Source organism: Sphingomonas sp. Leaf22 (genome assembly GCF_001421715.1).
GTDB lineage: Bacteria > Pseudomonadota > Alphaproteobacteria > Sphingomonadales > Sphingomonadaceae > Sphingomonas.
The window spans coordinates 169,064-193,069 of record NZ_LMKP01000001.1 but is presented as its reverse complement, the minus strand read 5'-3'; the positions used below and the strand labels follow the sequence as shown (position 1 = coordinate 193,069).

Annotated in this window: 27 protein-coding genes and 1 tRNA gene; 20 read left to right on the top strand and 8 right to left on the bottom strand. The window is 64.8% G+C overall.

The annotated features are described in order from the left end of the window. Nucleotides 1-125 precede the first annotated feature (125 nt). The 6 genes from ASE70_RS00950 (at nucleotide 126) to nusG (ending at nucleotide 4,493) form a co-directional block, all read left to right on the top strand. Entirely contained in the window at nucleotides 126-1,880 is a 1,755-nt protein-coding gene (locus ASE70_RS00950; protein WP_056500413.1) for a fatty acyl-AMP ligase, read from the top strand. A gap of 103 nt (nucleotides 1,881-1,983) precedes the next feature. Further along, nucleotides 1,984-2,059: transfer RNA gene (locus ASE70_RS00945), tRNA-Trp, on the top strand. A 26-nt stretch (nucleotides 2,060-2,085) separates the two neighbouring features. Further along, nucleotides 2,086-2,673: a YqaA family protein gene (locus ASE70_RS00940; protein WP_082439090.1), complete on the top strand. Its 588-nt coding sequence runs from the start codon at nucleotides 2,086-2,088 to the stop codon at nucleotides 2,671-2,673. 91 nt (nucleotides 2,674-2,764) lie between these two features. Beyond that, the gene (locus tag ASE70_RS00935; protein ID WP_056500411.1) at nucleotides 2,765-3,427 is read left to right on the top strand and encodes an outer membrane beta-barrel protein; all 663 of its coding nucleotides are present in this window, start codon (nucleotides 2,765-2,767) and stop codon (nucleotides 3,425-3,427) included. Between the two features lie 283 nt (nucleotides 3,428-3,710). After that, nucleotides 3,711-3,908, top strand: a complete 198-nt coding sequence (gene secE / locus ASE70_RS00930; RefSeq protein WP_055995225.1) for a preprotein translocase subunit SecE — start codon at nucleotides 3,711-3,713, stop codon at nucleotides 3,906-3,908. Nucleotides 3,909-3,953: 45 nt separating this feature from the next. Then, nucleotides 3,954-4,493, top strand: a complete 540-nt coding sequence (gene nusG / locus ASE70_RS00925) for a transcription termination/antitermination protein NusG (RefSeq protein ID WP_055995227.1) — start codon at nucleotides 3,954-3,956, stop codon at nucleotides 4,491-4,493. Nucleotides 4,494-4,650: 157 nt separating this feature from the next. Here nusG and ASE70_RS19450 read toward each other — a convergent pair whose 3' ends face one another. The 4 genes from ASE70_RS19450 to ASE70_RS00915 all read right to left on the bottom strand — a co-directional run bounded on the left by ASE70_RS19450 (nucleotide 4,651) and on the right by ASE70_RS00915 (nucleotide 7,402). Beyond that, the gene (locus tag ASE70_RS19450) at nucleotides 4,651-5,583 is read right to left on the bottom strand and encodes a DUF6414 family protein (protein WP_443024817.1); all 933 of its coding nucleotides are present in this window, start codon (nucleotides 5,581-5,583) and stop codon (nucleotides 4,651-4,653) included. Beyond that, on the bottom strand, nucleotides 5,516-5,692 hold the full coding sequence (locus ASE70_RS19445) for a hypothetical protein (RefSeq protein ID WP_156355888.1): 177 nt from the start codon (nucleotides 5,690-5,692) through the stop codon (nucleotides 5,516-5,518). Before ASE70_RS19445 ends, ASE70_RS19450 begins: the two co-directional genes overlap by 68 nt. A gap of 186 nt (nucleotides 5,693-5,878) precedes the next feature. Then, nucleotides 5,879-6,376, bottom strand: a complete 498-nt coding sequence (locus ASE70_RS00920; protein ID WP_056500409.1) for a hypothetical protein — start codon at nucleotides 6,374-6,376, stop codon at nucleotides 5,879-5,881. Between the two features lie 192 nt (nucleotides 6,377-6,568). After that, nucleotides 6,569-7,402, bottom strand: a complete 834-nt coding sequence (locus ASE70_RS00915; RefSeq protein WP_056500407.1) for a hypothetical protein — start codon at nucleotides 7,400-7,402, stop codon at nucleotides 6,569-6,571. A gap of 157 nt (nucleotides 7,403-7,559) precedes the next feature. Between ASE70_RS00915 and rplK the strand changes: the two genes are divergently transcribed. Together rplK and rplA are read left to right on the top strand one after the other, a co-directional pair. After that, nucleotides 7,560-7,997, top strand: coding sequence for a 50S ribosomal protein L11 (rplK, locus tag ASE70_RS00910; protein WP_055995235.1), 438 nt, complete (start codon nucleotides 7,560-7,562; stop codon nucleotides 7,995-7,997). A 4-nt stretch (nucleotides 7,998-8,001) separates the two neighbouring features. Next, entirely contained in the window at nucleotides 8,002-8,700 is a 699-nt protein-coding gene (gene rplA, locus ASE70_RS00905; RefSeq protein WP_055995239.1) for a 50S ribosomal protein L1, read from the top strand. A gap of 242 nt (nucleotides 8,701-8,942) precedes the next feature. On the opposite strand, the gene ASE70_RS00900 is transcribed toward rplA, so the two are convergent. The 3 genes from ASE70_RS00900 to ASE70_RS00890 are packed head-to-tail and all read right to left on the bottom strand — an operon-like array spanning nucleotide 8,943 to nucleotide 12,149. After that, nucleotides 8,943-9,437 (bottom strand): nucleoside deaminase, encoded by a 495-nt coding sequence (locus ASE70_RS00900; protein WP_056500404.1) that lies wholly within the window; start codon nucleotides 9,435-9,437, stop codon nucleotides 8,943-8,945. Between the two features lie 46 nt (nucleotides 9,438-9,483). After that, nucleotides 9,484-10,470 (bottom strand): polysaccharide deacetylase family protein, encoded by a 987-nt coding sequence (locus ASE70_RS00895; RefSeq protein ID WP_056500401.1) that lies wholly within the window; start codon nucleotides 10,468-10,470, stop codon nucleotides 9,484-9,486. Next, nucleotides 10,470-12,149 carry a sensor histidine kinase gene (locus ASE70_RS00890; RefSeq protein ID WP_056500398.1) on the bottom strand — a complete coding sequence of 560 codons (1,680 nt, stop codon included), beginning with the start codon at nucleotides 12,147-12,149 and terminating at the stop codon, nucleotides 10,470-10,472. Before ASE70_RS00890 ends, ASE70_RS00895 begins: the two co-directional genes overlap by 1 nt. A gap of 178 nt (nucleotides 12,150-12,327) precedes the next feature. Here ASE70_RS00890 and ASE70_RS00885 point away from each other — a divergent pair, with 178 nt between their 5' ends. From ASE70_RS00885 to ASE70_RS00855, 8 genes are all read left to right on the top strand, one after another. Further along, entirely contained in the window at nucleotides 12,328-12,795 is a 468-nt protein-coding gene (locus ASE70_RS00885) for an Lrp/AsnC family transcriptional regulator (protein WP_056403342.1), read from the top strand. A 385-nt stretch (nucleotides 12,796-13,180) separates the two neighbouring features. Then, the gene (locus ASE70_RS00880; RefSeq protein ID WP_056403339.1) at nucleotides 13,181-13,702 is read left to right on the top strand and encodes a CvpA family protein; all 522 of its coding nucleotides are present in this window, start codon (nucleotides 13,181-13,183) and stop codon (nucleotides 13,700-13,702) included. A gap of 49 nt (nucleotides 13,703-13,751) precedes the next feature. Continuing rightward, on the top strand, nucleotides 13,752-14,186 hold the full coding sequence (locus tag ASE70_RS00875; protein WP_056403336.1) for an iron-sulfur cluster assembly scaffold protein: 435 nt from the start codon (nucleotides 13,752-13,754) through the stop codon (nucleotides 14,184-14,186). After that, entirely contained in the window at nucleotides 14,186-15,970 is a 1,785-nt protein-coding gene (locus tag ASE70_RS00870) for a cation:proton antiporter domain-containing protein (protein ID WP_056500394.1), read from the top strand. The genes ASE70_RS00875 and ASE70_RS00870 overlap by 1 nt, the downstream gene beginning before the upstream one ends. After that, nucleotides 15,967-16,329: a diacylglycerol kinase gene (locus ASE70_RS00865; protein WP_056500390.1), complete on the top strand. Its 363-nt coding sequence runs from the start codon at nucleotides 15,967-15,969 to the stop codon at nucleotides 16,327-16,329. The genes ASE70_RS00870 and ASE70_RS00865 overlap by 4 nt, the downstream gene beginning before the upstream one ends. A gap of 120 nt (nucleotides 16,330-16,449) precedes the next feature. Next, nucleotides 16,450-16,590 carry a hypothetical protein gene (locus ASE70_RS20265; RefSeq protein WP_200909573.1) on the top strand — a complete coding sequence of 47 codons (141 nt, stop codon included), beginning with the start codon at nucleotides 16,450-16,452 and terminating at the stop codon, nucleotides 16,588-16,590. Then, the gene (locus tag ASE70_RS00860; RefSeq protein WP_056403327.1) at nucleotides 16,583-17,938 is read left to right on the top strand and encodes a putative O-glycosylation ligase, exosortase A system-associated; all 1,356 of its coding nucleotides are present in this window, start codon (nucleotides 16,583-16,585) and stop codon (nucleotides 17,936-17,938) included. The genes ASE70_RS20265 and ASE70_RS00860 overlap by 8 nt, the downstream gene beginning before the upstream one ends. Next, the gene (locus tag ASE70_RS00855; RefSeq protein WP_056500388.1) at nucleotides 17,935-18,993 is read left to right on the top strand and encodes an acyltransferase family protein; all 1,059 of its coding nucleotides are present in this window, start codon (nucleotides 17,935-17,937) and stop codon (nucleotides 18,991-18,993) included. Before ASE70_RS00860 ends, ASE70_RS00855 begins: the two co-directional genes overlap by 4 nt. Nucleotides 18,994-19,344: 351 nt before the next feature. Here ASE70_RS00855 and ASE70_RS00850 read toward each other — a convergent pair whose 3' ends face one another. Next, complete coding sequence (locus tag ASE70_RS00850) at nucleotides 19,345-19,899, bottom strand: type 1 glutamine amidotransferase domain-containing protein (protein WP_056403323.1); 555 nt, start codon at nucleotides 19,897-19,899, stop codon at nucleotides 19,345-19,347. A gap of 105 nt (nucleotides 19,900-20,004) precedes the next feature. Between ASE70_RS00850 and ASE70_RS00845 the strand changes: the two genes are divergently transcribed. The 4 genes from ASE70_RS00845 to ASE70_RS00830 all read left to right on the top strand — a co-directional run bounded on the left by ASE70_RS00845 (nucleotide 20,005) and on the right by ASE70_RS00830 (nucleotide 23,964). Further along, nucleotides 20,005-21,033, top strand: a complete 1,029-nt coding sequence (locus ASE70_RS00845; RefSeq protein WP_056500385.1) for a DNA topoisomerase IB — start codon at nucleotides 20,005-20,007, stop codon at nucleotides 21,031-21,033. 9 nt (nucleotides 21,034-21,042) lie between these two features. After that, complete coding sequence (locus ASE70_RS00840; protein ID WP_082450469.1) at nucleotides 21,043-22,194, top strand: mechanosensitive ion channel family protein; 1,152 nt, start codon at nucleotides 21,043-21,045, stop codon at nucleotides 22,192-22,194. 122 nt (nucleotides 22,195-22,316) lie between these two features. Next, entirely contained in the window at nucleotides 22,317-22,772 is a 456-nt protein-coding gene (locus tag ASE70_RS00835) for a MaoC family dehydratase (RefSeq protein ID WP_082439088.1), read from the top strand. Nucleotides 22,773-22,785: 13 nt separating this feature from the next. Continuing rightward, nucleotides 22,786-23,964 carry an acetyl-CoA C-acyltransferase gene (locus ASE70_RS00830; RefSeq protein WP_056500382.1) on the top strand — a complete coding sequence of 393 codons (1,179 nt, stop codon included), beginning with the start codon at nucleotides 22,786-22,788 and terminating at the stop codon, nucleotides 23,962-23,964. The last annotated feature ends 42 nt before the right edge of the window (nucleotides 23,965-24,006 follow it).

The window sequence follows — 24,006 nt, the reverse complement described above, 5'->3', positions numbered from 1 at the left end:
CGCCATGTTTGTGCCACACTACGCCGCGATTTTGAAATCAACTGTGCCGGGCGGCACTTTGCCGCTATGGCGACACGCTTCGAACGCCGCGCATGCGTGCGAACGGTGCCGAGAGTTGGACAAGAATGACGACAAAACTTGAAGGAAGTGTTGCAATCGCGCTGAAAGCGACCCCGACCGGCGACGCATTGCCGCGCCGGCTCGCGGATTTCGCGACGCTGGGCGAGGCGATGGACTATGCCGCGCAGGGCACGCGCGGGCTGAACTTCTACGATGCGCGCGGCACGTTGAAACACCCCTACCCGTTCCGCGAGATGCGCGAGGACGCGCTCCAGCAGGCCTATCGCCTGATCGCGAAGGGTGTTCAGCCCAACGATCGGATCGCGCTGATCGCCGAAACCGGTGCCGAATTCGCCGCGTTGTTCTTCGGCGTCGTCTATGCCGGCGCATGGCCGGTGCCGCTGCCGCTGCCCACGTCGTTCGGTGGTCGCGAGGCCTATGTCGAACAGTTGCGCGTCCAGCTGGACAGCTGCGATCCCAAGACCCTGTTCTACCCCGCCGAACTCGAAGCGATGGCGGGAGAGGCCGCGCGCATCGCCGGCGTCGAAGGCATGGATTGGGAAAGCTTCTCGGCGATCGACGCTCCGGTCGTCGATCTGCCTACGGCATCGACCGACGACATCTGCTATCTGCAATATTCCAGCGGCTCGACGCGCTTTCCGCACGGGACCGAAATTACCCATGCCGCGCTGCTCAACAACCTCGCCGCGCACAGCCATGGCATGCAGGTGGCCGCGGAGGATCGCTGCATCTCGTGGCTGCCCTGGTATCACGACATGGGGCTGGTCGGCTGTTTCCTGTCGGTCGTCGCCAACCAGGTCTCGACCGATTATCTGAAGACCGAGGATTTCGCACGTCGTCCGCTGGCGTGGCTCGACCTGATCAGCCGCAATCAGGGGAATTCGATCAGCTATTCGCCGACCTTCGGCTACGACATCTGCGCGCGGCGCATGTCGAGCCAGACCAAGGCGGCGGACCGGTTCGACCTGTCGCGCTGGCGGCTGGCGGGCAATGGCGCGGACATGATCCGTCCCGATGTGATGCAATCGTTCGTCGACGCCTTCGCCGATGCCGGGTTCAAGGCGTCGGCGTTCCTGCCGTCCTATGGGCTTGCCGAAGCGACGCTGGCGGTGGCGATCATGCCGCCGGGCGAAGGGATCATCGTCGAACTGGTCGAAGAGACCGAGCTTTCGGGCCATGCCGGCCGCGCCGACCGGCCGCAGCGTTACCGCGCGATCGTGAATTGCGGAAAACCGGTCCGCGACATGGCGATCGAGATCCGCGAAGAGGACGGATCGCCGCTTCCCAAGCGCGCGATCGGCAAGGTCTGGTGCAAGGGGCCGTCGCTGATGAGCGGCTATTTCCGCGATCCCGAAGCGACCGCCGCATGCATGGTCGACGGCTGGCTCGACACCGGTGACATGGGTTATCTGTCTGACGGCTATATCTATATCGTCGGCCGGGCGAAGGACATGATCATCGTCAACGGCAAGAACCACTGGCCGCAGGACATCGAATGGGCCGTCGAGCAGTTGCCCGGTTTCAAAGCTGGCGACATTGCGGCTTTTGCGATCACGACTCCCGGCGGTGAGGAAACGCCTGCCGTCCTCGTCCAGTGCCGTGCATCGGACGAAGGCGAGCGCCAGCGGCTGCGCGAGGAAATTCGCGAGCGCGTCCGGTCGGTTACCGGCATGAACTGCGTCATCGAACTGGTTCCGCCGCGCACCCTGCCCCGCACGTCGTCGGGCAAGCTGAGCCGAGCCAAGGCGCGCAAGCTGTATCTGGAAGGCGAGATCAAGCCCTACGCGATCGCTGCCTGATCGCGCGGAGCGGCATTTTTCGCTTTCCTACCGGCCACCGCTCCCCTAACCACAAATCGGCCTTGCCCTTCCGGTTCGACCGGGATAGAGGCCGCGTCCGCACACGAGTGTAGCTCAGCTGGTAGAGCATCGGTCTCCAAAACCGAGGGCCGGGGGTTCGAATCCCTCCACTCGTGCCAGCGCACCCCGCGCCGACCCTATATGGATGCCGACGATGTTCCGTGCGCTGTACGACTGGACGCTTCGCCTTGCCAACCATCGGCACGCGGTGCGTAGCTTGGCGGTCGTAAGCTTCTGTGAAAGCTCGTTTTTTCCGATTCCGCCCGATGTCGTGCTGGTGCCGGTCATCCTGCAGCACCGCAGCCGTGCCTATCAGATCGCGGCGATTTGTACGATCGCGTCGGTGCTGGGCGGCATGGTCGGCTATTCGATCGGCTATTTCCTGTGGGATACGGTCGGGGCGTGGGTCATCAACCTGTATGGGTTGCAGGACAAGGCGGCCAAGTTCCAGGCGGGGTTTGCGCAGTATGGCGCGGCGATCATCCTGCTGAAAGGGCTGACGCCGATCCCGTTCAAGCTGGTGACGATCGCGTCGGGGCTGGCCAAGTTCAACTTCGGCCTGTTCGTGCTGACGGCCGCGATCACCCGCGCCTTCCGCTTTTTCCTGATCGCGTTCTTGCTGAAGAAATATGGCCAGCCGGTGCAGACGTTCATCGAAAAGCGGCTGACGCTGATCGGCACCTTGCTGGTCGTGGCGCTGGTCGGCGGGTTCGCGGCGGTCAGTCTGCTCTGAACCGGACCAACGTACCGGAGACTTCGTACCGATTATACGATACCGACCCTGCCGTTCGACGCGATAACCGCGCGGACCAACGGGGGTTTTCATGAAGTTTCAGGCAGCGGCCATCATGGCCGCAACCATCGCGTTCGCACAACCCGCCGCCGGGCAGGACGCGCCGCCGCCCTATCCCGAAATGAAAGAGCGGGTCGCGCGCGATCCGCTGCAGGGGCTGCGCGTCGAGGCACTGGTCGGGTACGACCGGCTGGAAGGCAATTATTACGAAGACGATACGAAATATTACGATGGCTATGACGGCATCGGCTTCGGCGGCGAGATCGGCTACGACGTCGCGGTCAGCGCGAAGGTGCTGCTCGGCGCCTATGCCGGGATCGGCAAGTCGACGCAGAAGCAGTGCGACGAAATCTTCGGCAATGACGAACTGTGCCAGGAAGCCGGCGTCGCCCAATATGCCGGTGTCCGCGTCGGTTTCCCGATCGGGCCGCGGTCGGTCGCCTATCTGCGGGGCGGCTATTCGCACGCCAAGCTGAAGCTCGATTACGATGCCGTGGGCACCTCGGCCGACTTTTCGACCGACGAGCGCTATAGCGGCTATCACATCGGCGCGGGTGCGGAATATGGCATTGGCGGGCGCGCCTATCTGAAGGGCGACGTGGCCGTCACCCAATATTCGACCAACAAGACGCTGTATGACGGCGTCAATTTCGAACGCGTGCAGGCAACGGCCGGTATCGGCTTCCGCTTCTGAAAGGCGGTTTGGAACCGCGCGGTGGCGTTTTGCGGTGCCGGGCGGAGCAGCAGGCCGGCACCGCGTCGAAAAATCGCCCCTCGCGCGGTTCCAGACCAACCCTTGATCCGCACGGGCGGCGGGCGTGCCACCCCGTTGCCCCGCGCGCTTGCTTCCTCCGCGCTTGATCGCTAGATACCATGCCCAATCCGACAGCGTGGATGGGCAGCGCCGGTTTCCTGACAGGAACCGGACGGGGCCTTGTGTCCCGCCGTCGGTCAAACCGATAACGAAGGTCAGGCACGTGGCGAAGGTTACCCCAGTCGAATTCATGCGGCAGGTCCGGGCCGAAACCGCCAAGGTGACGTGGCCGACGCGCCGCGAAACCGTGATGACGGCGGTGATGGTCGTCATCATGACGACGTTGCTGGCGATATTCTTCCTCGGCGTGGATTCGGCGTTCGACGCGATCGTCAAGGGCCTGCTGAAGCTCGCACAGTAACCGATCGGTCTCCCGCACCCCCTTCGAAAAGTTCAAAGGATACGCATGTCGCGCTGGTACATCATTCACGCCTATTCGGGTTTCGAGGGCAAGGTCCGCGATTCGATCCTGAGCGAGGCGACGCGCCTCGGCCTCGATCACGCGGTCGAAGCGATCGAGGTTCCGACCGAGAATGTGACCGAAGTCCGTCGCGGCAAGAAGGTGCAGTCCGAACGCAAGTTCATGCCCGGATACGTGCTGGCGAAGCTGGACCTGAGCGATCAGGTCTATCACCTCGTCAAGAACACGCCGAAGGTCACCGGCTTCCTCGGATCGTCGGGCAAGCCGCAGGCGATCAGCGAGGCGGAAGCCACGCGGATGCTGAACAGCAAGGAAGAGGCCGCCGCCTCGCCCACCAAGCAGAAGATCAAGGTCGATTTCGAGATCGGCGATTCGGTCAAGGTGCTGGACGGTCCGTTCGCGAGCTTCAACGGCCTGGTCGAGGAACTGGACTTCGACAAGTCGAAGGTGAAGGTCTCGGTGTCGATCTTCGGGCGCGCGACCCCGGTCGAACTGGATTTCGAGCAAGTGGAACGAAGCAAGTAAGGCGCAGCCGAAACTTGCTGTCCGCACGCAGTTAGCGAAAGCTAACTGCGAGACGGCGGACACCGGCCGGCGGGTGCAACCCGACCGACGTCAACGGCGTAGGGCGAAGGCCCTGCGCCGTTTTTTGTCACCGCAGTAAAGAAGTCGCGCTGATAGCTCAGGCGACTTCTCGAAAAATCAGCAAAGGCGTTATCGCGAACGCACCTACTGGACGCCCCAAAGCGAACCGTACGATCGGTGCCAGCTGCTCGGACACCTGTCCCACCATACTGTTAAGGACGCCGATTTCTCCATTAAGTGTTTTATTCAGGTCAGGGACAACCCATTCAGGTAACGCCGTGAGAATACCTACAATTGACCATATGCCTGGAAGTCTAGAGCCATGCGCAAGTACGATTTCACTCGCTGGCATAGTTAGATACTCTTCTCTTAGAGCACCCCATACGAGAGAAGGTAAATCCTCCTCATCGGTAATGAGAGAAGCGTTTATAGAATGGGGAAGCATCTGGAGCATGTCCAGCAATAGTTCACTATTCTCTTGACTCTCTTTCTCTTCTCTTTTGAACGCCGCTTTTTCGGCTGCTGTCATATGGGCAGCCGACTTCTCTGGAGCGGCCCCTCCCATAATCTTTTTTTGTATGCTATTCACCTTCCACGCGTTTTTGATCATCCCGAGATCAGAAACGCTTAAATAGCCGTTTACTTTAACAAACTGCCCAATGCTACTCAACGAGATGTCGTTTTTCAGAATATTTTTCTCAATAACAAAATTCAGAAATTCTCTAGCGTTTGCCCAGTATGGATCGAATACCCTAGTGTATCCTTCAGCTATGGACAGTGACGCCTCTTTATCGGCGTCAATCTTACCCGATCCAAAGCCGATGTTTATTCCGCCCTGTTTCTTACTATTATTCTTGCTACCCCTTGTTCCGCTTTTATTTCTAGTGAGCTGCTGAAGAAATCCATCTCCTTCGAATTGGGACAAGAATGATCCAATTCTACGACTATCATGATACAGAAAATCAAGGACGGATATTTCTTCGGTATTTTCTTCCTCCGCCTTTGATGTCGTCAAATTCTCGTATGGCATCTTGTTCTATTTCCTCTATATTCCGCTTGTTATATTCATGATCCTTTAAAATATCTCGAAAATTACCAAACATGATGCGCAAGAGCGATTTTTTTGCTGATCCTTTCATGCGCAATTCCTTTGGAAAATTGATAATCGACTCGACTTATACGCCATCGGATGCACCAGCCGAACCATCAATGATCGCCGATCATCGCGAAAAATTTCTCCGCTCCACCGCCACTAAAAACGCGCAGCTTTGCCACGCAACTCTTACTAAACAGAATACCGGCGCGAAAAGCTTACCTGTTCAACATCAAACCGGCGCACTACTCCCCACCCCCGGCCCCCGCGTAGCCAGCGCATACAAATACCGCGCCCGCGCCTCCGTCCCCCACTTCAGCTTCCGCAACTGCCGCTCCTGCCCGCGATCCAGTACGACCTCACGATACCCCCGATCGATCAGACACGTCTCGAGCACGCCGACCATCGTCTGCTGCACCTCCGCGACATTGCCGCGAATGCTGCGGTGATAGACCATCGCATAATCGATCATCGGGTTGTTCGGACTAAGCGTCTGGTTTTCGAGGATGCGGTCCTGTTCGCGGGTGGCGGCGACGACCGATTTCGTCGGCTGCCACTTCCGAATATCCACCTTCGCCCCCTGCAATGCGCAGTCGCGGGCGTCGCGGCGATAGTCGTCGAACGAGATGCCAGACTTGCCCCAGGTCGTGGTCGGCGGGCGCTTGGCTGCCATGGCGGTGCCGGTGCTGGCGATCAGGGTCAGGATCAGGATCAGGAGCGTGCTTCGCATCGTCTTGCTTCCTTTTTCGTATACCTCTCCGGACCCGAAGGTGCGCCGGTTCGGGGGAGTCGGCAAGAGGCGATGGGTGCGTTTTGGGGGAGTTTGCTGCGGGCGGTACGCTCGATCATCGGGAGACCCCAGCCTGCGCTGGGGTGACGATCATGGGGGACGGTCCGGCCTCCGCCGACGCGACATCATGGGTCAGCCGCCCTTCGCCTTCACCCGCAGCACTTCCTCCAGCAGCAGGTCCCAGCCGCCCGGCTCCCATTGCGTGCGGCGGCCGCCCTTGCGCCATTCTTCCTGTGCATATTCGACCATGCGTGCTTCCTCTTCGCCGAGCATCCGGCACACCCCGATCGCCTGTACGCGGCGTTCGATCCAGGCGGCGTTGTTCTCGCCGCGTTTGGGCAACGCATCAGGATTGGTCAGCGCGCGTTCGCGGCGGACATTCCGATTGAGCATCTGCATCGCCTGTGCGACGGTCATCGGCGGGATGGCGGGCGGATCGTTGTGGCGCCAATGGTCGTGGGTGCCGGACTCGGGCAGGCCGCTTTCGAGCAGCGCCGCTTCCAGCCGTTCGGCACCGATGGCGATGGCAACCCGCATTTCCCACGCGAAGCCGGGATGGGTGCGGGCGCGGGCGTAGAAGCTCGAATGGGTGAAGCCGACGGCGCGTGCCGAGAGGCGGACATTGGCGGTGGCACTCAACGCGGCGAGGAAACGCTGTTCGGCGTCGCGGTCGATGGTGCGGGTTCGCGAGATGCGCAGTTGCAGACGGCCTTTCGATCGCACGACGCGCGCGGGGCCTTGCACCTGGTCGGGCCTGGCGAGGCGGGCGGCGGCGAGGGTCAGCGCCGCCTCCCATCGCTGCGCGAAATCGGGGTCGGCGTTCCGCCGCTGGCTCATCATCGCGCGGTTGAGACCGGTCACGCGCGCGGCGTCGCGGGCGTTGCCGGTGCGCTCGAGCTGGGCGAGAAACGCGGCGTTCTGCAGCGCCTGTTTGCGGGTATAGGGGCGTGGGGCGGGTGCGGTCATGGTGCCTACCGGATCAGGCGAAATCCTACATTGCAAGTGCGCAGTGTTTCGGCTAGGCGCGCCGCTTCCCAAACGACAGTTTTGGAAACCATGGCGGGAGGCCGGTCCGGCAGGATCGCGCCGCACGTACCGCTAAACTTGAAAGAGAGTGAGACTCATGGCCAAAAAGATTACCGGCTATATCAAGCTGCAGGTGCCGGCAGGCGAAGCCAAGCCGTCGCCGCCGATCGGGCCGGCGCTGGGTCAGCGCGGCGTGAACATCATGGAATTCTGCAAGACGTTCAACGCGCAGACCTCCAGCGGCGACATCGCCAAGGGCACACCGCTGCCGACGATCATCACCGTCTATGCCGACCGTTCGTTCAGCTTCGAGACGAAGACGCCGCCGGCGACCTATCTCATCAAGCAGGCGATCAACCTGAAGTCGGGTTCGAAGGAACCGGGCAAGTCGGTTGCCGGCAAGATCAAGCGTTCGCAGCTGAGCGAGATCGCGACGATCAAGATGAAGGATCTGAACGCCAACGACATCGACGCGGCGACGAAGATCATCGAAGGTTCGGCCCGCGCGATGGGCCTCGAAGTGGTGGAGGGTTAAGACTGTGGCCAAGCTGACCAAGAAGGCGAAGACCCTCGCCACCGCCGTCGACGCGCTCAAGCTGCACGGCATCGACGAAGCGATCGCGCTGGCGAAGACCCATGCGACCGCCAAGTTCGACGAGACGATCGAAGTCGCGCTGAACCTCGGCGTCGATCCGCGTCACGCCGACCAGATGGTCCGCGGCGTCGTGACCCTGCCCAAGGGCACCGGCAAGACCGTGCGCGTCGGCGTGTTCGCCCGCGGCGCGAAGGCGGACGAAGCCACCGCGGCGGGTGCCGATGTCGTCGGTGCCGAAGACCTGATGGACGCGATCCAGGGCGGCAAGATCGATTTCGATCGCTGCATCGCGACCCCGGACATGATGGGTCTGGTCGGTCGTCTCGGCAAGATCCTGGGTCCGAAGGGCCTGATGCCGAACCCGAAGCTGGGCACCGTCACCATGAACGTCGCGGCTGCGGTCGAGGCGGCCAAGGGCGGCCAGGTCGAATATCGCGTCGAAAAGGCCGGTATCATCCATTCGGGCATCGGCAAAGCGTCGTTCTCGGCCGCCGACCTGCGCGAAAACTTCGACGCGCTGGTCGATGCGGTGGTCAAGGCCAAGCCGACGGGCGCCAAGGGCAAGTATGTCCGCAAGGTCGCGGTTTCGTCGTCGATGGGCCCGGGGATCAAGGTTGACACGACCGAGGTCGCAGGCGCGTAAGCCAGAGCCGCACCGCTTTAGCGCGAGCTAAAACGGAGACGGCGACAGGCCGGCCGGCGGGGCGTAGCTTCCGACCGACGACGCGGGGTTAACTCCTGCGTCGGCCGACACACAGAATTGGGGTCGGAGGCTGATCGCTTCCGGCCCTTTTTCTTGGATGGCGTTTCTGTCGCGAGCACCCGACGCAATGGAACCCGGCCTTCGCCGGGATGACGGTGGTGGACCGGGAGTGGCGTTACCGCTCAAATATTCCCCTGCTCCTCCTCCGGCACGTCGTCGTCCGGGCCGTAATAGAGCTTCGCGCATTCCGCGCGCAGGCACCCGCCCTCGATCACGATGTCGTCGCGATAGGCGTCGCTGATAAAGGCCAGCGTATCGATGTGCCGGTCCTCGAAATACATGGCGTGCACATCGTCGCGGCCGGCACCATAGACGACGCGGGCGACTTTCGACCAGATCGAAGCCATGGTGCACATCCCGCACGGTTGCAGCGTCGAATAGAGCGTCGCGCCGCGCAACTCCATGTCGCCCTTGCTTTCGCAGGCGCGGCGGATCGCCATCATCTCGGCGTGGGCGGTGGCGTCGGGAAGTTCCTGTGTCTGGTTCGGTTGCGCCGACAGCACGCGGCCGTCGCGGACGATGATCGAGCCGAGGGGGGAGCAGGACGGGTCGTCGCCCTTGGTCCGGGCGATGGCGATCGCCTCGCGCATCCAGTGTTCGTCTTGCGCGGTGAGCATCGGCAATTCCTTTCGCGCGGCCCAACGCACGGGGAAGGCGAAAGAATCAGATAGCGGCGGCGAGGATGTCGTCGCTGGAGGCGGGATGGACGTCCAACGCCGCGAGCAGCGCCAGCACGGCATCCCACCAGCGCCAGAAGGCGGCGAGATCGGCGGCATCGCGGACATAGGGGGTGTGGCCGGGCACGAGGCTGGGCGAATGATAGGCGAAGTTGAGGACGCGCACCCCCTTGCCCACCGCCACCCGGATCGCCTCCAGCGCGTCGGCCAGCGGCATGTCCTCGGGCGTCAGCGCGACGCGGTGGAGCAGGCCCAGCCGGGCGAGTAGGCCCCGACCGCGCGGAAACCGGCCGGCACTTTCGTACAGCCGCACATCGCCGCGCCGCAGCCGCCCGGTGAACACGGTCGTCAGCGGCAGTTCGACGATGCCGTCGCCGGGTCCGGTGCGGAACGCATCGTTGCCGATGCCGCGATAGTCCGGCCCGCCCTGCGCCCGATAGTCATAGCGGGCGCGCATCGAGCTATCGAGCGCATAGCCGCGCGCCGCCAGCAACCCCAGCGTCGCCGGTCCCAGTCCGTAGCGCCCGGCCCGATAGACGGTTGGGCGGGTCCCGAAACCCCCGGTCAGCGCGTCGGTCAGGCGGTCGAGCTTGGCACCCTCCAGCGCGCGCGGCAGGTTGCCGGCGAAGCTGCTGTGCGCCGACAGGGTTTCGTCGAACGGCGGATTGACCCATGGGTGCAGCTGCGCGCCGATCGTGGCGCGGCCATGCGCAACGACCGCGCGCAGCGCGTCGAGGGCGGCAGGATCGGTCGCGACCGGATAGTCGACCAGATAGCAGCTTTCGACGCCGTGGCCGGCGAAGCGGCGATGTGCGTCGGGAAGCGCGGCGACCGCGCCGACACCCCAGCCGTCGTGACGGAACGGCGCGCGCCAGTCGAACTCTTCCTCGGTATCGACGAAGACGGTGAAGCGTTTGCCGAACCCTTCGCGCCAGACGACCGGTCGGCCATCGGCGGGCCGGAACGGCTGCATCAGCGGCGCTGCGCCCGTTCGATCTCCACCGCATGGGCGGCCGGCAGGCGCAGGGTCAGCGTCGCGGAACCGAACGCCAGCGTCCCGTCGAGCTCGCGCGCGAGGTTGCGGGCGAGACGCAGCGCGAAGCCGGTGCCGAGCAGCGACATATCCTCTTCGCCGTCATCGACGTCGAACACGCTGTTGCCGGGCCATGCGTCGAGCGCCTGCGGCCGGTCGAGCACGATCGACACATAGCCGTCGCCTTCGAGGCCGACCCGGACATGGATCGATTCATCCTGCCCGCCCGCCGAGACGAGGGTTGCGAGAAGCCGGGCGAGAAGGCGTTCGACGGCGCGGCGATCGCCGGCGACGGCGATGTCGGTCGGATCGACCTCGAGCAGCGTGCCGCGCAATTCGCACAACGACACGAGATCGGCGGCGATCACGTCGAACAACGGCCCGAGCGCGACGCGATCGTCGCGGAGATCGAGCGCATCGCCGTCGATCCGCGCGGCAAGATCGAGATCGTCGATCACCGCGACCAGATCGCGCGAATGGTTGAGGATCGCACCGGCACGGTCGCGATAGACGGGCAGCACCGGCCCCAACAATTCCTGCTGGATCATCTCGGCAAAGCCCGCGATTGCGCCCGCCGGGGTGCGCAGTTCGTGGACCAGCTGGCGCAGCTGGGCGATGCCGGCCTCGCGGTTAAGCGACGGTTCGGCGCGTTCGCCGTGATAGGGCCGCCGCGCGGTCCCGCGATAACCGATGAAGCGGCCGGTCGCATGGTCGAACGCGGGCACGCCCGACACGAACCATTCGCCGGTCGCATCGCTGTCGCCGCCGATGGTCAGCCGGGCATCGCGGAACGGCGCGCGCTTGCGCAGCGCGCCGGCGGCGATCGCGTCGAACCGGGCATGGCCGGGCGTCGCGCAGAAATCGAGCGACATGCCGATCAGCGGCGCACGGCTGACCCCGTCGACCCAGCGGATCTGACCGGCGGCGTCGGCTTCGAAGCGGAAGCTGTCCTGTGGCGCGATTTGCGGCGGGGGCGGCGGCGCGCCGTCATGGATGCGTTCGAACGCCTCGATCCGCGCCATGACGTCGGCGATGCGGAACGGGCCGGCGGGATCGGGTTCGGTCGCCGGATCGAGAAACAGCGGTTCCGGATCGATCGCCGGCGCACTCGCCGGAACGGCGGCAAGGGTCGGGACGACGGCGAGCGTCGGCGCGGCGACCGGGGGCGGCGCGACCGGTTCGGCCGGGCGCCCGTCGGCCAGCACCAGATCGACCGATCCGAAACTGTCGAGCGCGCGGTGGACCGCAGGGTCGATGTCGCGGCGGTTGCGCACCACGCCGCGCGCGGGCGGCGACAGGCGCGGCAACAGCGCCTGCCACCGATCGACCGACAGCGTCGCCCCGCGTAGTACCGGCAGGGCGGCTTCGATCACGTCGGTCGCCAGCAATTCGACCAGTTCGACCGGCGGACGGGCATATTCGAGGTCGCGGGCACTGGCCACGCGTACGCTGCGCGGCACATGGTCGCGCAGATCATGGAGCAGGGCGATGGCGCGGGGGTCGGCGGATACCCGTCCCCGGCCGATCAGGTCGACCAGTTGCCGCCACACCGACGCGCGCGCGCCCTCACCCGACAAATCGGCAGCGAGAACCGTTTCGAGAGTGTCGTCGAAGTGCACCAGCCACCCATGAACGTGCCGCGCGAAGCCGCAGCGCTAAGGAACCCTTAACGAGGAGAAGCGCATTCCGGAACCGCTCAATTTCGGTACGTCGCAATGTGGGACAATTACGCTTCCGCGCAATTTTGTGATGCTGTAGGTTGCGCTTTCATTCGAACAAACCCACGGACCGCACTATATGGCTTTCGATCGTATCGACCGGCAGATCCTGTCGCTGTTGCAGGAGGACGGTCGAATGACGAACGTCGAACTGGCCGAGCGCGTCGGGCTGACCGCGCCCCCCTGTTTGCGCCGTGTGCGGGCCTTGGAGGAGGCTGGCGCGATCAAGGGATATCACGCCGCGCTCGACCCGCGACTGCTTGGTTTCACGATCACCGTGTTCGCGCTGGTCAGCCTGAAAAGCCAGGCGGGCAGCGATCTGGCGGCGTTCGAGGCGCACATCGCGACGATCCCCGAAGTCCGGGAATGCCATATGCTCAACGGCGAGATCGATTTCATCCTGAAGATCGTCGCTGCCGATCTGGAAAGCTTCCAGTCGATGCTGACGACGCAGCTGATCACCGCGCCGAACGTCGCGAGCGTGAAGACGTCGCCGACCGTCCGGACGTCGAAGGCGTTGCCGGGGATACCGGTGGTTACGGAATAGGCGCTTTCGCTAAGCGGGAGCGAAATTCAGTTTGATGGGCGCAGGAATGGCGTTTTACCCCCTTTTCGTCACTCCCGCGCAGGCGGGAGCCCATATACGCGGCGTCGCGGATCGAGCCGAACCGTCAGCGTTTATGGATTCCCGCCTGCGCGGGAATGACGAAGTTACATGGGTATCGCTGAATGTCGATCGGTCCCAAGGTTTCGCCGGAACCGGAAGCCGGTTGGGAAGGCTTTCCGACAGATCGCCGATGTTTCCAACCTGGCCCCCGGCCTCCGCCGGGGTACGGAAGAAGGCCCCCGCGCGGGACGTTCGTCGCAGCCCCGCCGACCGGACAGGATCGGGAGCGCTCGACAATCCCCGCCCCGCCCGGCATAGCCCGGCCATGGGTCTGACCTCGCTCGATATCGCCGTTCTGCTCACCGTTGGCGGTGCGGCAGTGCTCGGCTTCCTGCGCGGGTTCGTGACCGAGATTTTGTCACTCGGCGCATGGGTGCTGGTCGTGCTGGCGCTCAAGCTGTTCCATACGCCGGTTGCCGCTGCGCTGGTCGGGCCGACCGGCACCGCCGGGGGGGCCGCGACGCTGGCCTTCGCACTGATCGCGGGGATCGGCTATTTTGCCGGGCGGCTGGTCGCCAATGCGATCGGCGCGCGGACGCGGGCGTCGGTGCTGGGCCCGGTCGACCGGGCTTTGGGGTTCGGCTTTGGTGCATTGAAGGGCCTGATCCTGACCAGTCTCGCCTTTCTATTGCTGTTGCTGGCGGCGGACTTCATCGGCGGCGGGCCGACGCGGCGACCGGTGTGGATCAAGGACGCGCGGACCTATCCGCTGCTCAACGCCACCAGCACCAGCGTGGTCGATTTCATCGATCGACGCCGCCGGGGCGAGCCGGTGTTCGGCGAATAATCGCGCGACCGACTCGCCAGCGTCACGATCGCGCCCTACATCCGGTCGCGTGACCGCCAATCTGTACAACACCGAAATCCTCCGCCTCGCCGCCGAGACCGCGCAGGCCGTCCGCCTGCCCAACCCCCATGCCAGCGTCGAGAAACGATCACCGATCTGCGGCAGCCGGGTGACGGTGGATGTCGCGCTGGACGAGGACGGTCGCGTCGCGGCGGTCGGAATGCTGGTGCGTGCGTGCGCACTGGGGCAGGCGTCGTCGGCGTTGCTGGCGCGCGAGATCGTCGGGCGGAATGCGGCGGAACTGGCCGCCGCTCGCGACGCGCTGGCCACGTGGCTGGCAAGGGAAGGCGATGCGCCCGAATGGCCGGGGTTGACGCTGTTCGAACCGGCGCGGCCGCACAGCGCGCGCCATGCCTCGATCCGGCTCGCGTTCGAGGCGGCGGCGGAGGCGGCGGCGATTGCCGGCCGGCGGGCTGCGGCCTGATGGAGCACGGCACCGCATCGCTGTTACGGGATTTCGCGCCGCTGCTGGGCGCGGCGCTGATCTTCGTCCTGATCTTCCGTAAACTGGGACTGGGTGCGACGCTCGGCTATCTGGTCGCCGGATCGGTGGTCGGGCCGCAGGTGCTGGGGCTGGTCGGCAACGCCGAATCCAAGCTGGCCATCGCCGAACTCGGCATCACGCTTCTGCTGTTCCTCGTCGGGCTGGAACTCAGCCCGTCGCGGCTGTGGCAGATGAAGCGCGATATCTTCGGGCTGGGGCTGATGCAGGTCGTGCTGTGCGGCGTCGCGATCACCGGCGTCGTGTGGCTGGCGACGCATTTCAGCTGGGCGGCGGCACTGGCGCTCGGCCTGCCGCCGGCGCTGTCGTCGACGGCGCAGGTGCTGCCGATGCTGCAATCGGCGGGGCGGATGAAGACGCCGTTCGGCGAGCGGGCGTTCGCGATCCTGTTGTTCCAGGACCTGTCGATCGTGCCGCTGATCACCATCGTCGCCGCGCTGTCGCGTAACCCGGCCGATGCCGCTGGGCCGCCGGGGTGGCAATTGGCGCTGTGGACGATCGGCGCGGTCGCAGGGCTGATTCTTGCCGGGCGGTTCCTGCTCAGGCCGATGTTCCGGCTGATCGGCAATATGGGCGAGCGCGAGATGTTCGTGTTCGCCGGACTGTTCACCGTGATTGCCAGCGCGGCAGTGATGCAGGCGCTGGGGCTGTCGACCGCGCTCGGCGCGTTCATCGCCGGCGTGATGCTGGCCGACAGCCCGTATCGCCACGAGCTGGAGGCCGATGTCGAGCCGTTCCGTTCGATCCTGCTCGGTCTGTTCTTCCTGGCGGTGGGCATGATGCTCGATCTGGGTGCGATCGTCGAGCGGCCGGTGTTCGTGGTCGGCATGGCGATCGCGCTGATCGCGACCAAGGGGCTGGTGATCTTCGGCATCGGGCGATTGTTCGGGATGCCATGGCGCGGGGCGCTGGCGCTCGGCCTATTGCTGAGCCAGGGCGGCGAATTCGGTTTCGTGCTGTTCGCGCAGGCGCAGAACGCGCTGCTGATCGCGCCGGAAGCGGCGAGCGTCTTCGGCGCGATCGTCACCCTGTCGATGGCGACCACGCCGTTCCTGATGATGGCGACGCGCCGGTTCCGCGCCGACCCGGAAAAGCGTGAGGGCGGTACGCCCGAAGGGCCGCGCCATGACGGGGCGAGCGCGGTCGTGGTCGGTTATGGCCGGTTCGGGCAGACCGTCGCGCAGATGCTGTTGGCGCAGGGAATCAGCGTCACCGTGATCGACCGCGACGTCGAGATGATCGAGATCGCCGGCAGTTTCGGCATGAAGGTCTATTATGGCGACGGCACCCGCATCGACCTGTTGCGGCTGGCGGGGGCACAGGATGCCGAACTGCTGCTGTTCTGCGTCGATGGCGATCCGCTGGACGGTGAATCGGTCGCGGCGATCCATCAGGCGTTTCCGACGCCCGGCATCTTCGTGCGGGCGTTTGACCGGCGCGCGGTCATGAAGCTGGCGGGTGCGCCGATCGAGGGTGTGTTCCGCGAGGTGCTCGATTCGGCGGTGACGATGGCGCGCGCGGCGATGGTCTCGGTCGGCGTCGACGATGGCGAGATCGACCGGACTGAGGATCTGTACCGCAAGACCGATGCGAAACGGTTGCTGCAGCAGTCCGAAACCGGCGACATTCGCCAGGGCCGCGAGATGATCTTCACCCATGCGCGGGTCAGCGCCGCGGCAGGTACCGTCGCCGACGACGCGGGATGAAGGGGCGGCCGCTCCGCGAACGGCTGGGCTTCGCGGTTGCGGGACTACGGACGGCGCTGCGTCGCGAGGCAAGCTTTCGCAGCCATCTGGGTTTCGCCGCCGGAGCGTTGGTTGCGCTGATCGTTCTGCGACCGTCCCCGGTCTGGTGGGCGCTGGTCGGCGTGACGATCGCGATCGTGCTGGCACTGGAACTGGTCAATTCGGCACTGGAAGGCGTGATCGACCTGTTGCATCCCGCGCGGCACCCCGAGATCGGCGTGATCAAGGATATGCTGGCGGGTGCCGTATTGGTCGCCGCCATCGCCGCGCTGGGTGTGGCGGCGGCGATGGTCGTCGATGCGATCCGGGCCGCGGGCTGACCACTGCGCCGTTCCCGCCGACCTCACCACGTCATGCTGCTGGCCCCCGCTTCCCATCGCGCTTAACGTCGCGTCAACCCGCCCGTGCGATACCGGCGGTCGACGCGAAGGGGCCGGCTGATGATCGACAATTTCTCGCTGGGCCTTACCCATTTCCTGATGCTGCTCGCGGTATGGCACCTGCTGCGGCGCGATGATCTGGATCGCGAGGGCGAGCCGGCCAGGGTGCGCGTGAAGCGGGGCAAACGCCCGGGTGCGTGATCTCGTCTTCGTCGCGTTCCTGTGCGCGTTGTTCGCTGCCGGGTTGCGGCGGCCGTTCGTGTTCGTGCTCACCTATGTCTATATCGACATCGTCGCGCCGCAGCGGCTGACCTATATCCTGCTCAACTCGGTGCCGATTTCGCTGATCGCCGCCGGCATGTCGGTGGTCGCGTGGATCGCGGTCGACGACAAGCGCGATACGCGTATCGCGCCGCGACAATTGCTGATGCTGGCGCTGCTCTTTTATTGCCTGTGGACCACGAAGACCGCCGATTTTCCGGTCGACGCGCAGTATAAATGGGAATGGGTGTGGAAGGCGCTGGCGTTCGCGATCTTCCTGCCGCTCACGCTGCGGACGAAATTGCGAATCGAATCGCTGCTACTGTTCATGGTGCTGTCGGCGGCGTCGATCATCATCGTCGGCGGGATCAAGACGCTGGGATCGGGCGGCGGCTATGGCGAGCTGAACCTGATGGTGTCGAACAATGCCGGCCTGTACGAAGGGTCGACGATCTCGACCGTCGCGATCGCGATCATCCCGCTAATCCTGTGGTTCACCCGGTTCGGCACGGTGTTCGCGCCCGACTGGCGGGTCCGGACCTTCTGCTATGCGCTGGCCTTTTCCTGCCTGCTGATTCCGGTCGGCACGTCGACGCGGACCGGGTTGCTGTGCATCGTGCTGCTGGGCGTGCTGAGCCTGCGCGACGTGAAGCGGCGGCTGACCTATCTGGCGGTGGCGGGTGCGGCGGGACTGCTGGCGCTGCCGTTCCTCCCGTCCGCCTTTACCCAGCGGATGGAGACGATCGGCACCTATCAGGCCGACGCATCGGCATCGACGCGGCTGGCGGTGTGGGCCTGGACGCTGGACTATGTGAAGCAGAACCCGTTCGGCGGCGGGTTCAACGCGTTCCTGCAGAACCGTATCCGCTATGAAAAGGTCGCGGTGGTCGGCGACACCGGCAACCGCACGGTCGAGCGCAGTCTGGAGGTCGACAAGGCGCGCGCCTATCACTCCGCCTATTTCGAGATGCTGGGCGAACAGGGCTGGCCGGGGCTGATGCTGTGGCTGGCGATCAATCTGGGCGGGCTGTTCCGCATGGAAGTGCTGCGGCGACGCTATGCGAAGGCCGGCGAGGACGAGGCGTGGGTGGTGCCGCTCGCCGCCGCGCTGCAGAACGGGCACATCGTCTACCTGTTCGGGGCGAACTTCATCGCCATCGCTTTTCAACCCTTCGTCTTCATGCTGATCGGCGCGCAGATCGGCCTCGACACCTATCTGGCGCGCAAACGGACCGAGGCGGCCTGGCGGCCGCTCCAGCGGCGCAAGGCGGGGACGATGGCGGCATGAACGAGTTGAAGGCACTGACCGGCGCGCGCGGGATCGCCGCATGGTGGGTGGTGTTGTTCCACCTGCGCGGATCGATGGGCGCGCTGCACCCGGCGATCGAGTCCGCGATCGCCAAGGGGTATCTGGCGGTCGACTTCTTCTTCCTGCTGTCGGGCTTCGTGATCTGGCTGTCCTGGGGATCGCGGTTTCGCGAACGTGGGTTCGGCGAGGCGGGACGATTCCTGTGGAAGCGGATGGCGCGCATCTGGCCGCTGCATCTGTTCGTGCTCGGCTGCGCAGTCGCCCTCGCGATCGTGCTGGCGGCTAGTGGGCGCAATATCGACCGCTTCCCCTTTTCCGAATTGCCGCTGCATGTGGTGCTGCTGCAAAGCTGGGGTTTCGTCGAGCCGCTGGCATGGAATGATCCGGCGTGGTCGATTTCGGCGGAATCGGCGGCGTATCTGCTGTTCCCGGTGCTGGCGGTGACGATCGACTGGCGGCGGGTGCCGAGCTGGGCGCTGGTGGCCGTGGTCGCAGTGCTGCTGTTCGGGCTGCTGCCTTTTGCCGGGCAGGATGGGCTGGGTGCCGATCTGCGACGCTTCGCGGTGGCGCGGTGCGTGATCCAGTTCGCGGCGGGAACGGCGATCGGCGCGCTGTGGGTCCGGTGGCAGCGGCGCGACGGGGTCGCGGGGATGGCGGTGCTGCTGGCGGGGCTGCTGGTGCTCGGATGGGGGCTGAAGCTGTTGCCCGAGCCCTATGCGTTTCCGCCAGCGCTGGCGTGTCTGTTGCTGGCGTTGGCGATCACGTCGAACCGGCGGGGCAATCCACTCGAATGGTGGCCGATCCATCGGCTGGGCGAGATCAGCTATGCGACCTATCTCGGCCATTTCCTGCTGTGGTTCGTGTTCAAGCTGGTGTTCGTCGACGATGCCGCGACCGCGCCGTCATGGGTGCTGGCGCTGTATGGGGTCGCGGTGATCGGGTCGTCGGAACTGCTGTATCGCTATGTCGAGCGGCCGGCGCAGGGGTGGGTGAACCGGTTGTGGGATCGGCGGAGGGTCGCGGTCCGGGTTTGAAGGGCTGACGGCAGGCTCCTACCGTTTCAGGTTACGCCTCGTTGTCCCCGACAAGGCGGGGACCCACAGCCGCAATGGCTGCGATCCGACCGCAAACCCTAACGCATATGGATCCCTGCTTTCGGAGACCTCCGCGAAGGTCGTAAGCTTGTCGAAAACTCGCCGTACCCCCGCGCAGGCGGGGATCCAGAGCCAAGCAAAACAACGGGATGCGCTTGGAACCCTGGACCCCCGCCTGCGCGGGGGTACGGCAGGGCTGGAACCAGTACTTTCGCAGCACCCTCCCTTGGCGGGAATGACGAACGCCGGTTACCGCGAACACGGGGCGGAGGTTGCTCCGCCCCGCCCCGTTCACGCCTCGGCCAGTTCGCTTTCGATCGCCTCGATCATCGCCTTTGAGAAGGCGGGAATGTCGTCGGGCATGCGGCTGGTGATGAGGTTGCCGTCGATCACCACTTCCTGATCGACCACTTCCGCGCCGGCATTTTCGAGGTCGGTGCGCACCGACGGCCAGCTGGTGACGCGGCGGCCATCGACCACATCGGCTTCGACCAGCAGCCATGGCGCGTGGCAGATGGCGGCGACGATCTTGTCGTCGTCCATGAATTCGCTGACGATTTCGACCGCGCGTTCCTCCATGCGCATCTTGTCGGGATTGCCGACGCCACCGGGCAGCAGCAGCGCATCGAACTGTTCGGTATCGACATCGTCGAGCGTCAGGTCGGGGGTGATCGTGCGCGCCTTTTCGCTGTCGTTGACGACGCCCTGGATCGGATCGGTCTTGATCGAGGCGAGGGTCACCTGCGCCCCGGCGTCGAGCAGCGCCTGACGCGGATCGAACAGTTCGGATTCCTCGAACCCGTCGGCGGCGAGGATCAGCACGCGGGCATTGGCGAGGTCGGCCATGGGTAATCTCCTGTTACGGTCCGCCCCTAACCGGTCGGCACCGGCCGGGTTCCGGAACGAAGCGACGAGCCGAACATTGATCGGATCACCTGCAGGGAAAGCCCGATGGAACCAGCCGAAGACGACCTCCCCTGCCCCGCCGGCTGTACCTTTTCGGACTGCGCGGCGACCGGCATCACCCGCAAGAAGCTGACGCGCGGCTGGGGATATTACGACGCGGACGGCGAACGCATCACCGACCGCGACGAGATCGACCGGCTGAACGCCGTCGGCCTGCCGCCCGCCTATCGCGACGCATGGTTCTGCCCCGACCCTTCCGGCCATATCCAGGCGATCGGTTGGGACGACAAGGGTCGCAAACAATATCGCTATCACCCCGATTTCCGCGAAGCGCAGGAGACGGCGAAATATGATCGTTGCGCCGCATTCGGCCATGCCCTGCCCCGTTTGCGCGCGCAGGTCGAACGCGATCTTGCCAAGCGGGCGCTGTCGCGCGAGCGGGCGGTGGCGGCGGTGGTGCGGCTGCTCGATCTCGGCCGGGTCCGGGTCGGCAACGAAGGCTATGCGCGGGTCAACAAGAGTTTCGGCGCGACGACGCTGCGCAAGCGCCACGCCAAGCTGTCGGGCACCTCGCTGAAGCTGCAATATAAGGCGAAGTCGGGCAAGCTGCGCATCCTGACGATCACCGACCGGTCGCTGGCGAGCTTCGTCCGGAAATGTCAGGACCTGCCGGGACAGCATCTGTTCCGCTGGGTCGATGCCGAGGGTGAGACGCATCCGGTCACGTCGGGCGACGTCAACGCCTATATCCGCGAGGCGATGGGTGGGGACTTCACCGCCAAGCATTTCCGGACGTGGGGGGCGAGCGTGCTGGCCTTCACCTCGCTGGCCGAGGCAGAGCATGATATCAGCATGAAGACGATGCTGGGCCCGGTGGTCGACGCGCTGGGCAATACCCCGGCAATCGCCCGCAAATCCTATGTCCATCCGCTGCTGATCGATCTGGTCAAGGACGGGCAGACCGCATTTCGCGAGACGCTGCGCCTGCCGCGCAGTGCCAAGTATCTCAACCGGCACGAACGGGGGCTGATTGCGCTGCTCGAAGCGCAGACGAAGGTCGCCGAAGCCGCGTGAAAGGATTGCATGACTGCCCAGAATAGTTCGGCCGCCGCGACGGTCGAAAAGAGTTTCAGCGCCGGTCAGGCGCAAGCGCAGGCGCAGCTGTTGTTACAGGACAGCGCACGGTGGATTGCCGACAACTGGTTGCAGGTGCTGGTCGCGCTGGGCGTCGGGGCGGCGATCGTCCTCGCGCTGCTGGTCGTGCGGCGTTGGGGTATGCGGCTGTGTCGCAACGATCGCGCCGGATGGGGCACCGTCGCCGGGCGGGCGGTGGCGCGGACCGGCCTGTTCTTCATGGTGACGCTCGCCGCCAAGCTGGTCGACGGCTATGCCAGCGCGCCGCCGATGGTGACCGCGACGATCGAGTTCCTGTTCACCGTCGCCGCGGTGTTCCAGGCGGCGATCTGGGCACGCGAAGTGATCCTGGGCGTGGTCGAGCGACGGACGGCGAGCGACCATAATCACGGCGAGGCGCTGGCATCGGCAATGGGGCTGATCCGGTTGCTCGTTACTTTCGCACTGTTCGCCATCGCGCTGATCGTCGTGCTCGACAATCTGGGGGTGAACGTCACCGGGCTGGTCGCGGGATTAGGCGTCGGCGGCATCGCCATCGGTCTGGCCGCACAGGGAATTTTCGCCGATCTGTTCGCCGCGCTGTCGATCATCTTCGACAAGCCGTTCCGGCGCGGCGACAACGTCAGTTACGATCAGACCAATGGCGCCATCGCCGAAATCGGGCTGAAATCAACGCGGATCCGGTCGATCACCGGCGAAGAACGCATCATTTCGAACAAGAACCTGCTCGACAAGGAGATCACGAACAACAGCCGGCGCGAGCATCGCCGCGCGTCGTTCGTGATCGGCGTGACCTATCAGACCGATGCCGACACCTGTGCGCGTATCCCGGCGATGCTGCGCGAGATCGTCGAGGCCGAACAACGCGTGTTCGTTCGCTGCGGCTTTGTCGGCTTCGGCGCGTCGAGCCTCGATTTCGAGGTCATCTTCGATTCGCCCGGCGTCGACTATGCGGCCTTTTACGACGGGCGGACCGCGGTCGGCATCGCGATCCTGCGGCGGTTCAATGCCGAGGGGATCGAGATCGCCTATCCGACGCAGGTCAACATGACGGCCCGGGCCGATGGCTCGATCATCGACCCCGCCCCTGCGGCAAGCTGATCTTTTCGAAGATAGGGTTTGGATTGCAGCTAGTTTGATGGGGCCGCTTTGCGGTTTCCGGTGTGTTTTCGCTTGCGACTGCCGGTCGTGCGGCTATGCTTCGGCCGGACAAGGAGAGGTCGGTGACGGCGATCACGGCGGAAGCAATGGCGGAACGGATCGGCGGCGAATGGCTGTCCGACTGGATGACGCTGGACCAGTCGCGGATCACCGCCTTTGCCGATGCGACCGACGACCATCAGTTCATCCATGTCGACCCGGTGGCGGCCGCCGCGACGCCGTTCGGCGGCACGATCGCGCATGGTTTCCTGCTGCTGTCGCTGATGCCGAAGCTGGCCGCGAGCAGCGGGATGCCGGCGATCGTCGGCACGCGGATGGGCGTGAATTACGGTGGCAACCGCGTGCGTTTCGTCCGGCCGGTCCGGTCGGGGTCGCGCCTTCGCGGGCGCTTCACGCTGGTGGCGTTCGAACAGAAGCACCCCGGTCAGTGGCAGCAGACCATCAGCTATGCCGTCGAGGTCGACGGTACCGATCAACCCGCGCTGATCGCCGAATGGATCAGCCAAATCTTCACCTGAACAAGGACCCGCCATGCGCTCAGCCGTCATCGTTTCGACCGCCCGTACCCCGATCGGCCGCGCCTATCGCGGGGCGTTCAACAACCTGCCCGCGCCGACGATGGCCGCGCATTCGATCCGGGCGGCGGTCGAACGCGCCGGGATCGAGGGGGGCGAGGTCGACGACGTGCTGTTCGGCGCGGCGCTGCAACAGGGGCATCAGGCGGGTAACATCGCGCGTCAGGCAGCATTGCGCGCGGGCCTGCCGACGACGGTGTCGGGCATGTCGATCGACCGGCAATGCGCCAGCGGGCTGATGGCGATCGCCACCGCCGCCAAGCAGATCGTACACGACCGCATGGACATTTGCGTTGCCGGCGGCGTCGAATCGATCAGCCTCGTCCAGACGCCGCAGATGCGGATCGCGGCCGATCCCGAATTGCTGGCGATGCACGGCGACATCTATATGCCGATGCTCCAGACCGCCGAGATCGTCGCCAAACGCTATGACATCTCGCGCGATCGGCAGGACGCCTATGCGCTCCAATCGCAACAGCGCACCGCCGCCGCGCAGGCCGCCGGGCTGTTCGATGCCGAACTGGTGCCGGTGACCGCGACGATGAACGTCGTCGACAAGGCGACGAAGGAAGTGTCGGCGCATGAAGTCACGCTGACCAGGGACGAAGGCAACCGCGCCGACACGACGCTGGAAGGGTTGCAGTCGCTCAAACCCGTGATGGGCGAACAGGCGGTCATCACCGCGGGTAATGCCAGCCAGCTGTCGGACGGGTCGTCGTCCTGCGTGCTGATGGAAGAGTCGGTCGCCGCGGCACGCGGGTTGCAGCCACTGGGCCGCTATGTCGGCATGGCAGTGGCGGGCACCAAACCCGACGAAATGGGGATCGGCCCGGTCTACGCCGTGCCGAAGCTGCTCGAACGCTTCGACCTGTCGGTCGATGATATCGGGCTGTGGGAGCTGAACGAGGCGTTCGCGGTGCAGGTACTGTATTGCCAGGACATGCTGGGCATCCCGAACGACCGGTTGAACGTCAATGGCGGCGCGATCTCGATCGGGCATCCGTACGGCATGTCGGGGGCGCGGATGACCGGTCACGCACTGATTGAGGGCAAGCGGCGCGGGGTGAAATATGTCGTCGTAACGATGTGTGTCGGTGGCGGCATGGGTGCTGCGGGACTGTTCGAGGTCCTTTGATCCGTCAACATTCAGTTGACCGCGGCGAGTCAATGGTTGATT

Bases quoted from the DNA above. Each gene is read 5' to 3' on its own strand.
- rplK (WP_055995235.1), top strand. From the start codon at position 7,560: ATGGCCAAAAAGATTACCGGCTATATCAAGCTGCAGGTGCCGGCAGGC.
- ASE70_RS00915 (WP_056500407.1), bottom strand. From the start codon at position 7,402: ATGACCGCACCCGCCCCACGCCCCTATACCCGCAAACAGGCGCTGCAG.
- ASE70_RS00840 (WP_082450469.1), top strand. From the start codon at position 21,043: ATGACTGCCCAGAATAGTTCGGCCGCCGCGACGGTCGAAAAGAGTTTC.
- ASE70_RS19450 (WP_443024817.1), bottom strand. From the start codon at position 5,583: ATGCCATACGAGAATTTGACGACATCAAAGGCGGAGGAAGAAAATACC.
- ASE70_RS19445 (WP_156355888.1), bottom strand. From the start codon at position 5,692: ATGAAAGGATCAGCAAAAAAATCGCTCTTGCGCATCATGTTTGGTAAT.
- ASE70_RS00920 (WP_056500409.1), bottom strand. From the start codon at position 6,376: ATGCGAAGCACGCTCCTGATCCTGATCCTGACCCTGATCGCCAGCACC.
- ASE70_RS20265 (WP_200909573.1), top strand. From the start codon at position 16,450: ATGATCGACAATTTCTCGCTGGGCCTTACCCATTTCCTGATGCTGCTC.
- ASE70_RS00850 (WP_056403323.1), bottom strand. From the start codon at position 19,899: ATGGCCGACCTCGCCAATGCCCGCGTGCTGATCCTCGCCGCCGACGGG.
- ASE70_RS00885 (WP_056403342.1), top strand. From the start codon at position 12,328: ATGGCTTTCGATCGTATCGACCGGCAGATCCTGTCGCTGTTGCAGGAG.
- ASE70_RS00895 (WP_056500401.1), bottom strand. From the start codon at position 10,470: ATGCAGCCGTTCCGGCCCGCCGATGGCCGACCGGTCGTCTGGCGCGAA.
- ASE70_RS00865 (WP_056500390.1), top strand. From the start codon at position 15,967: ATGAAGGGGCGGCCGCTCCGCGAACGGCTGGGCTTCGCGGTTGCGGGA.
- ASE70_RS00855 (WP_056500388.1), top strand. From the start codon at position 17,935: ATGAACGAGTTGAAGGCACTGACCGGCGCGCGCGGGATCGCCGCATGG.
- ASE70_RS00830 (WP_056500382.1), top strand. From the start codon at position 22,786: ATGCGCTCAGCCGTCATCGTTTCGACCGCCCGTACCCCGATCGGCCGC.
- ASE70_RS00845 (WP_056500385.1), top strand. From the start codon at position 20,005: ATGGAACCAGCCGAAGACGACCTCCCCTGCCCCGCCGGCTGTACCTTT.
- ASE70_RS00880 (WP_056403339.1), top strand. From the start codon at position 13,181: ATGGGTCTGACCTCGCTCGATATCGCCGTTCTGCTCACCGTTGGCGGT.
- ASE70_RS00950 (WP_056500413.1), top strand. From the start codon at position 126: ATGACGACAAAACTTGAAGGAAGTGTTGCAATCGCGCTGAAAGCGACC.
- ASE70_RS00940 (WP_082439090.1), top strand. From the start codon at position 2,086: ATGCCGACGATGTTCCGTGCGCTGTACGACTGGACGCTTCGCCTTGCC.
- ASE70_RS00900 (WP_056500404.1), bottom strand. From the start codon at position 9,437: ATGCTCACCGCGCAAGACGAACACTGGATGCGCGAGGCGATCGCCATC.
- ASE70_RS00935 (WP_056500411.1), top strand. From the start codon at position 2,765: ATGAAGTTTCAGGCAGCGGCCATCATGGCCGCAACCATCGCGTTCGCA.
- ASE70_RS00870 (WP_056500394.1), top strand. From the start codon at position 14,186: ATGGAGCACGGCACCGCATCGCTGTTACGGGATTTCGCGCCGCTGCTG.
- nusG (WP_055995227.1), top strand. From the start codon at position 3,954: ATGTCGCGCTGGTACATCATTCACGCCTATTCGGGTTTCGAGGGCAAG.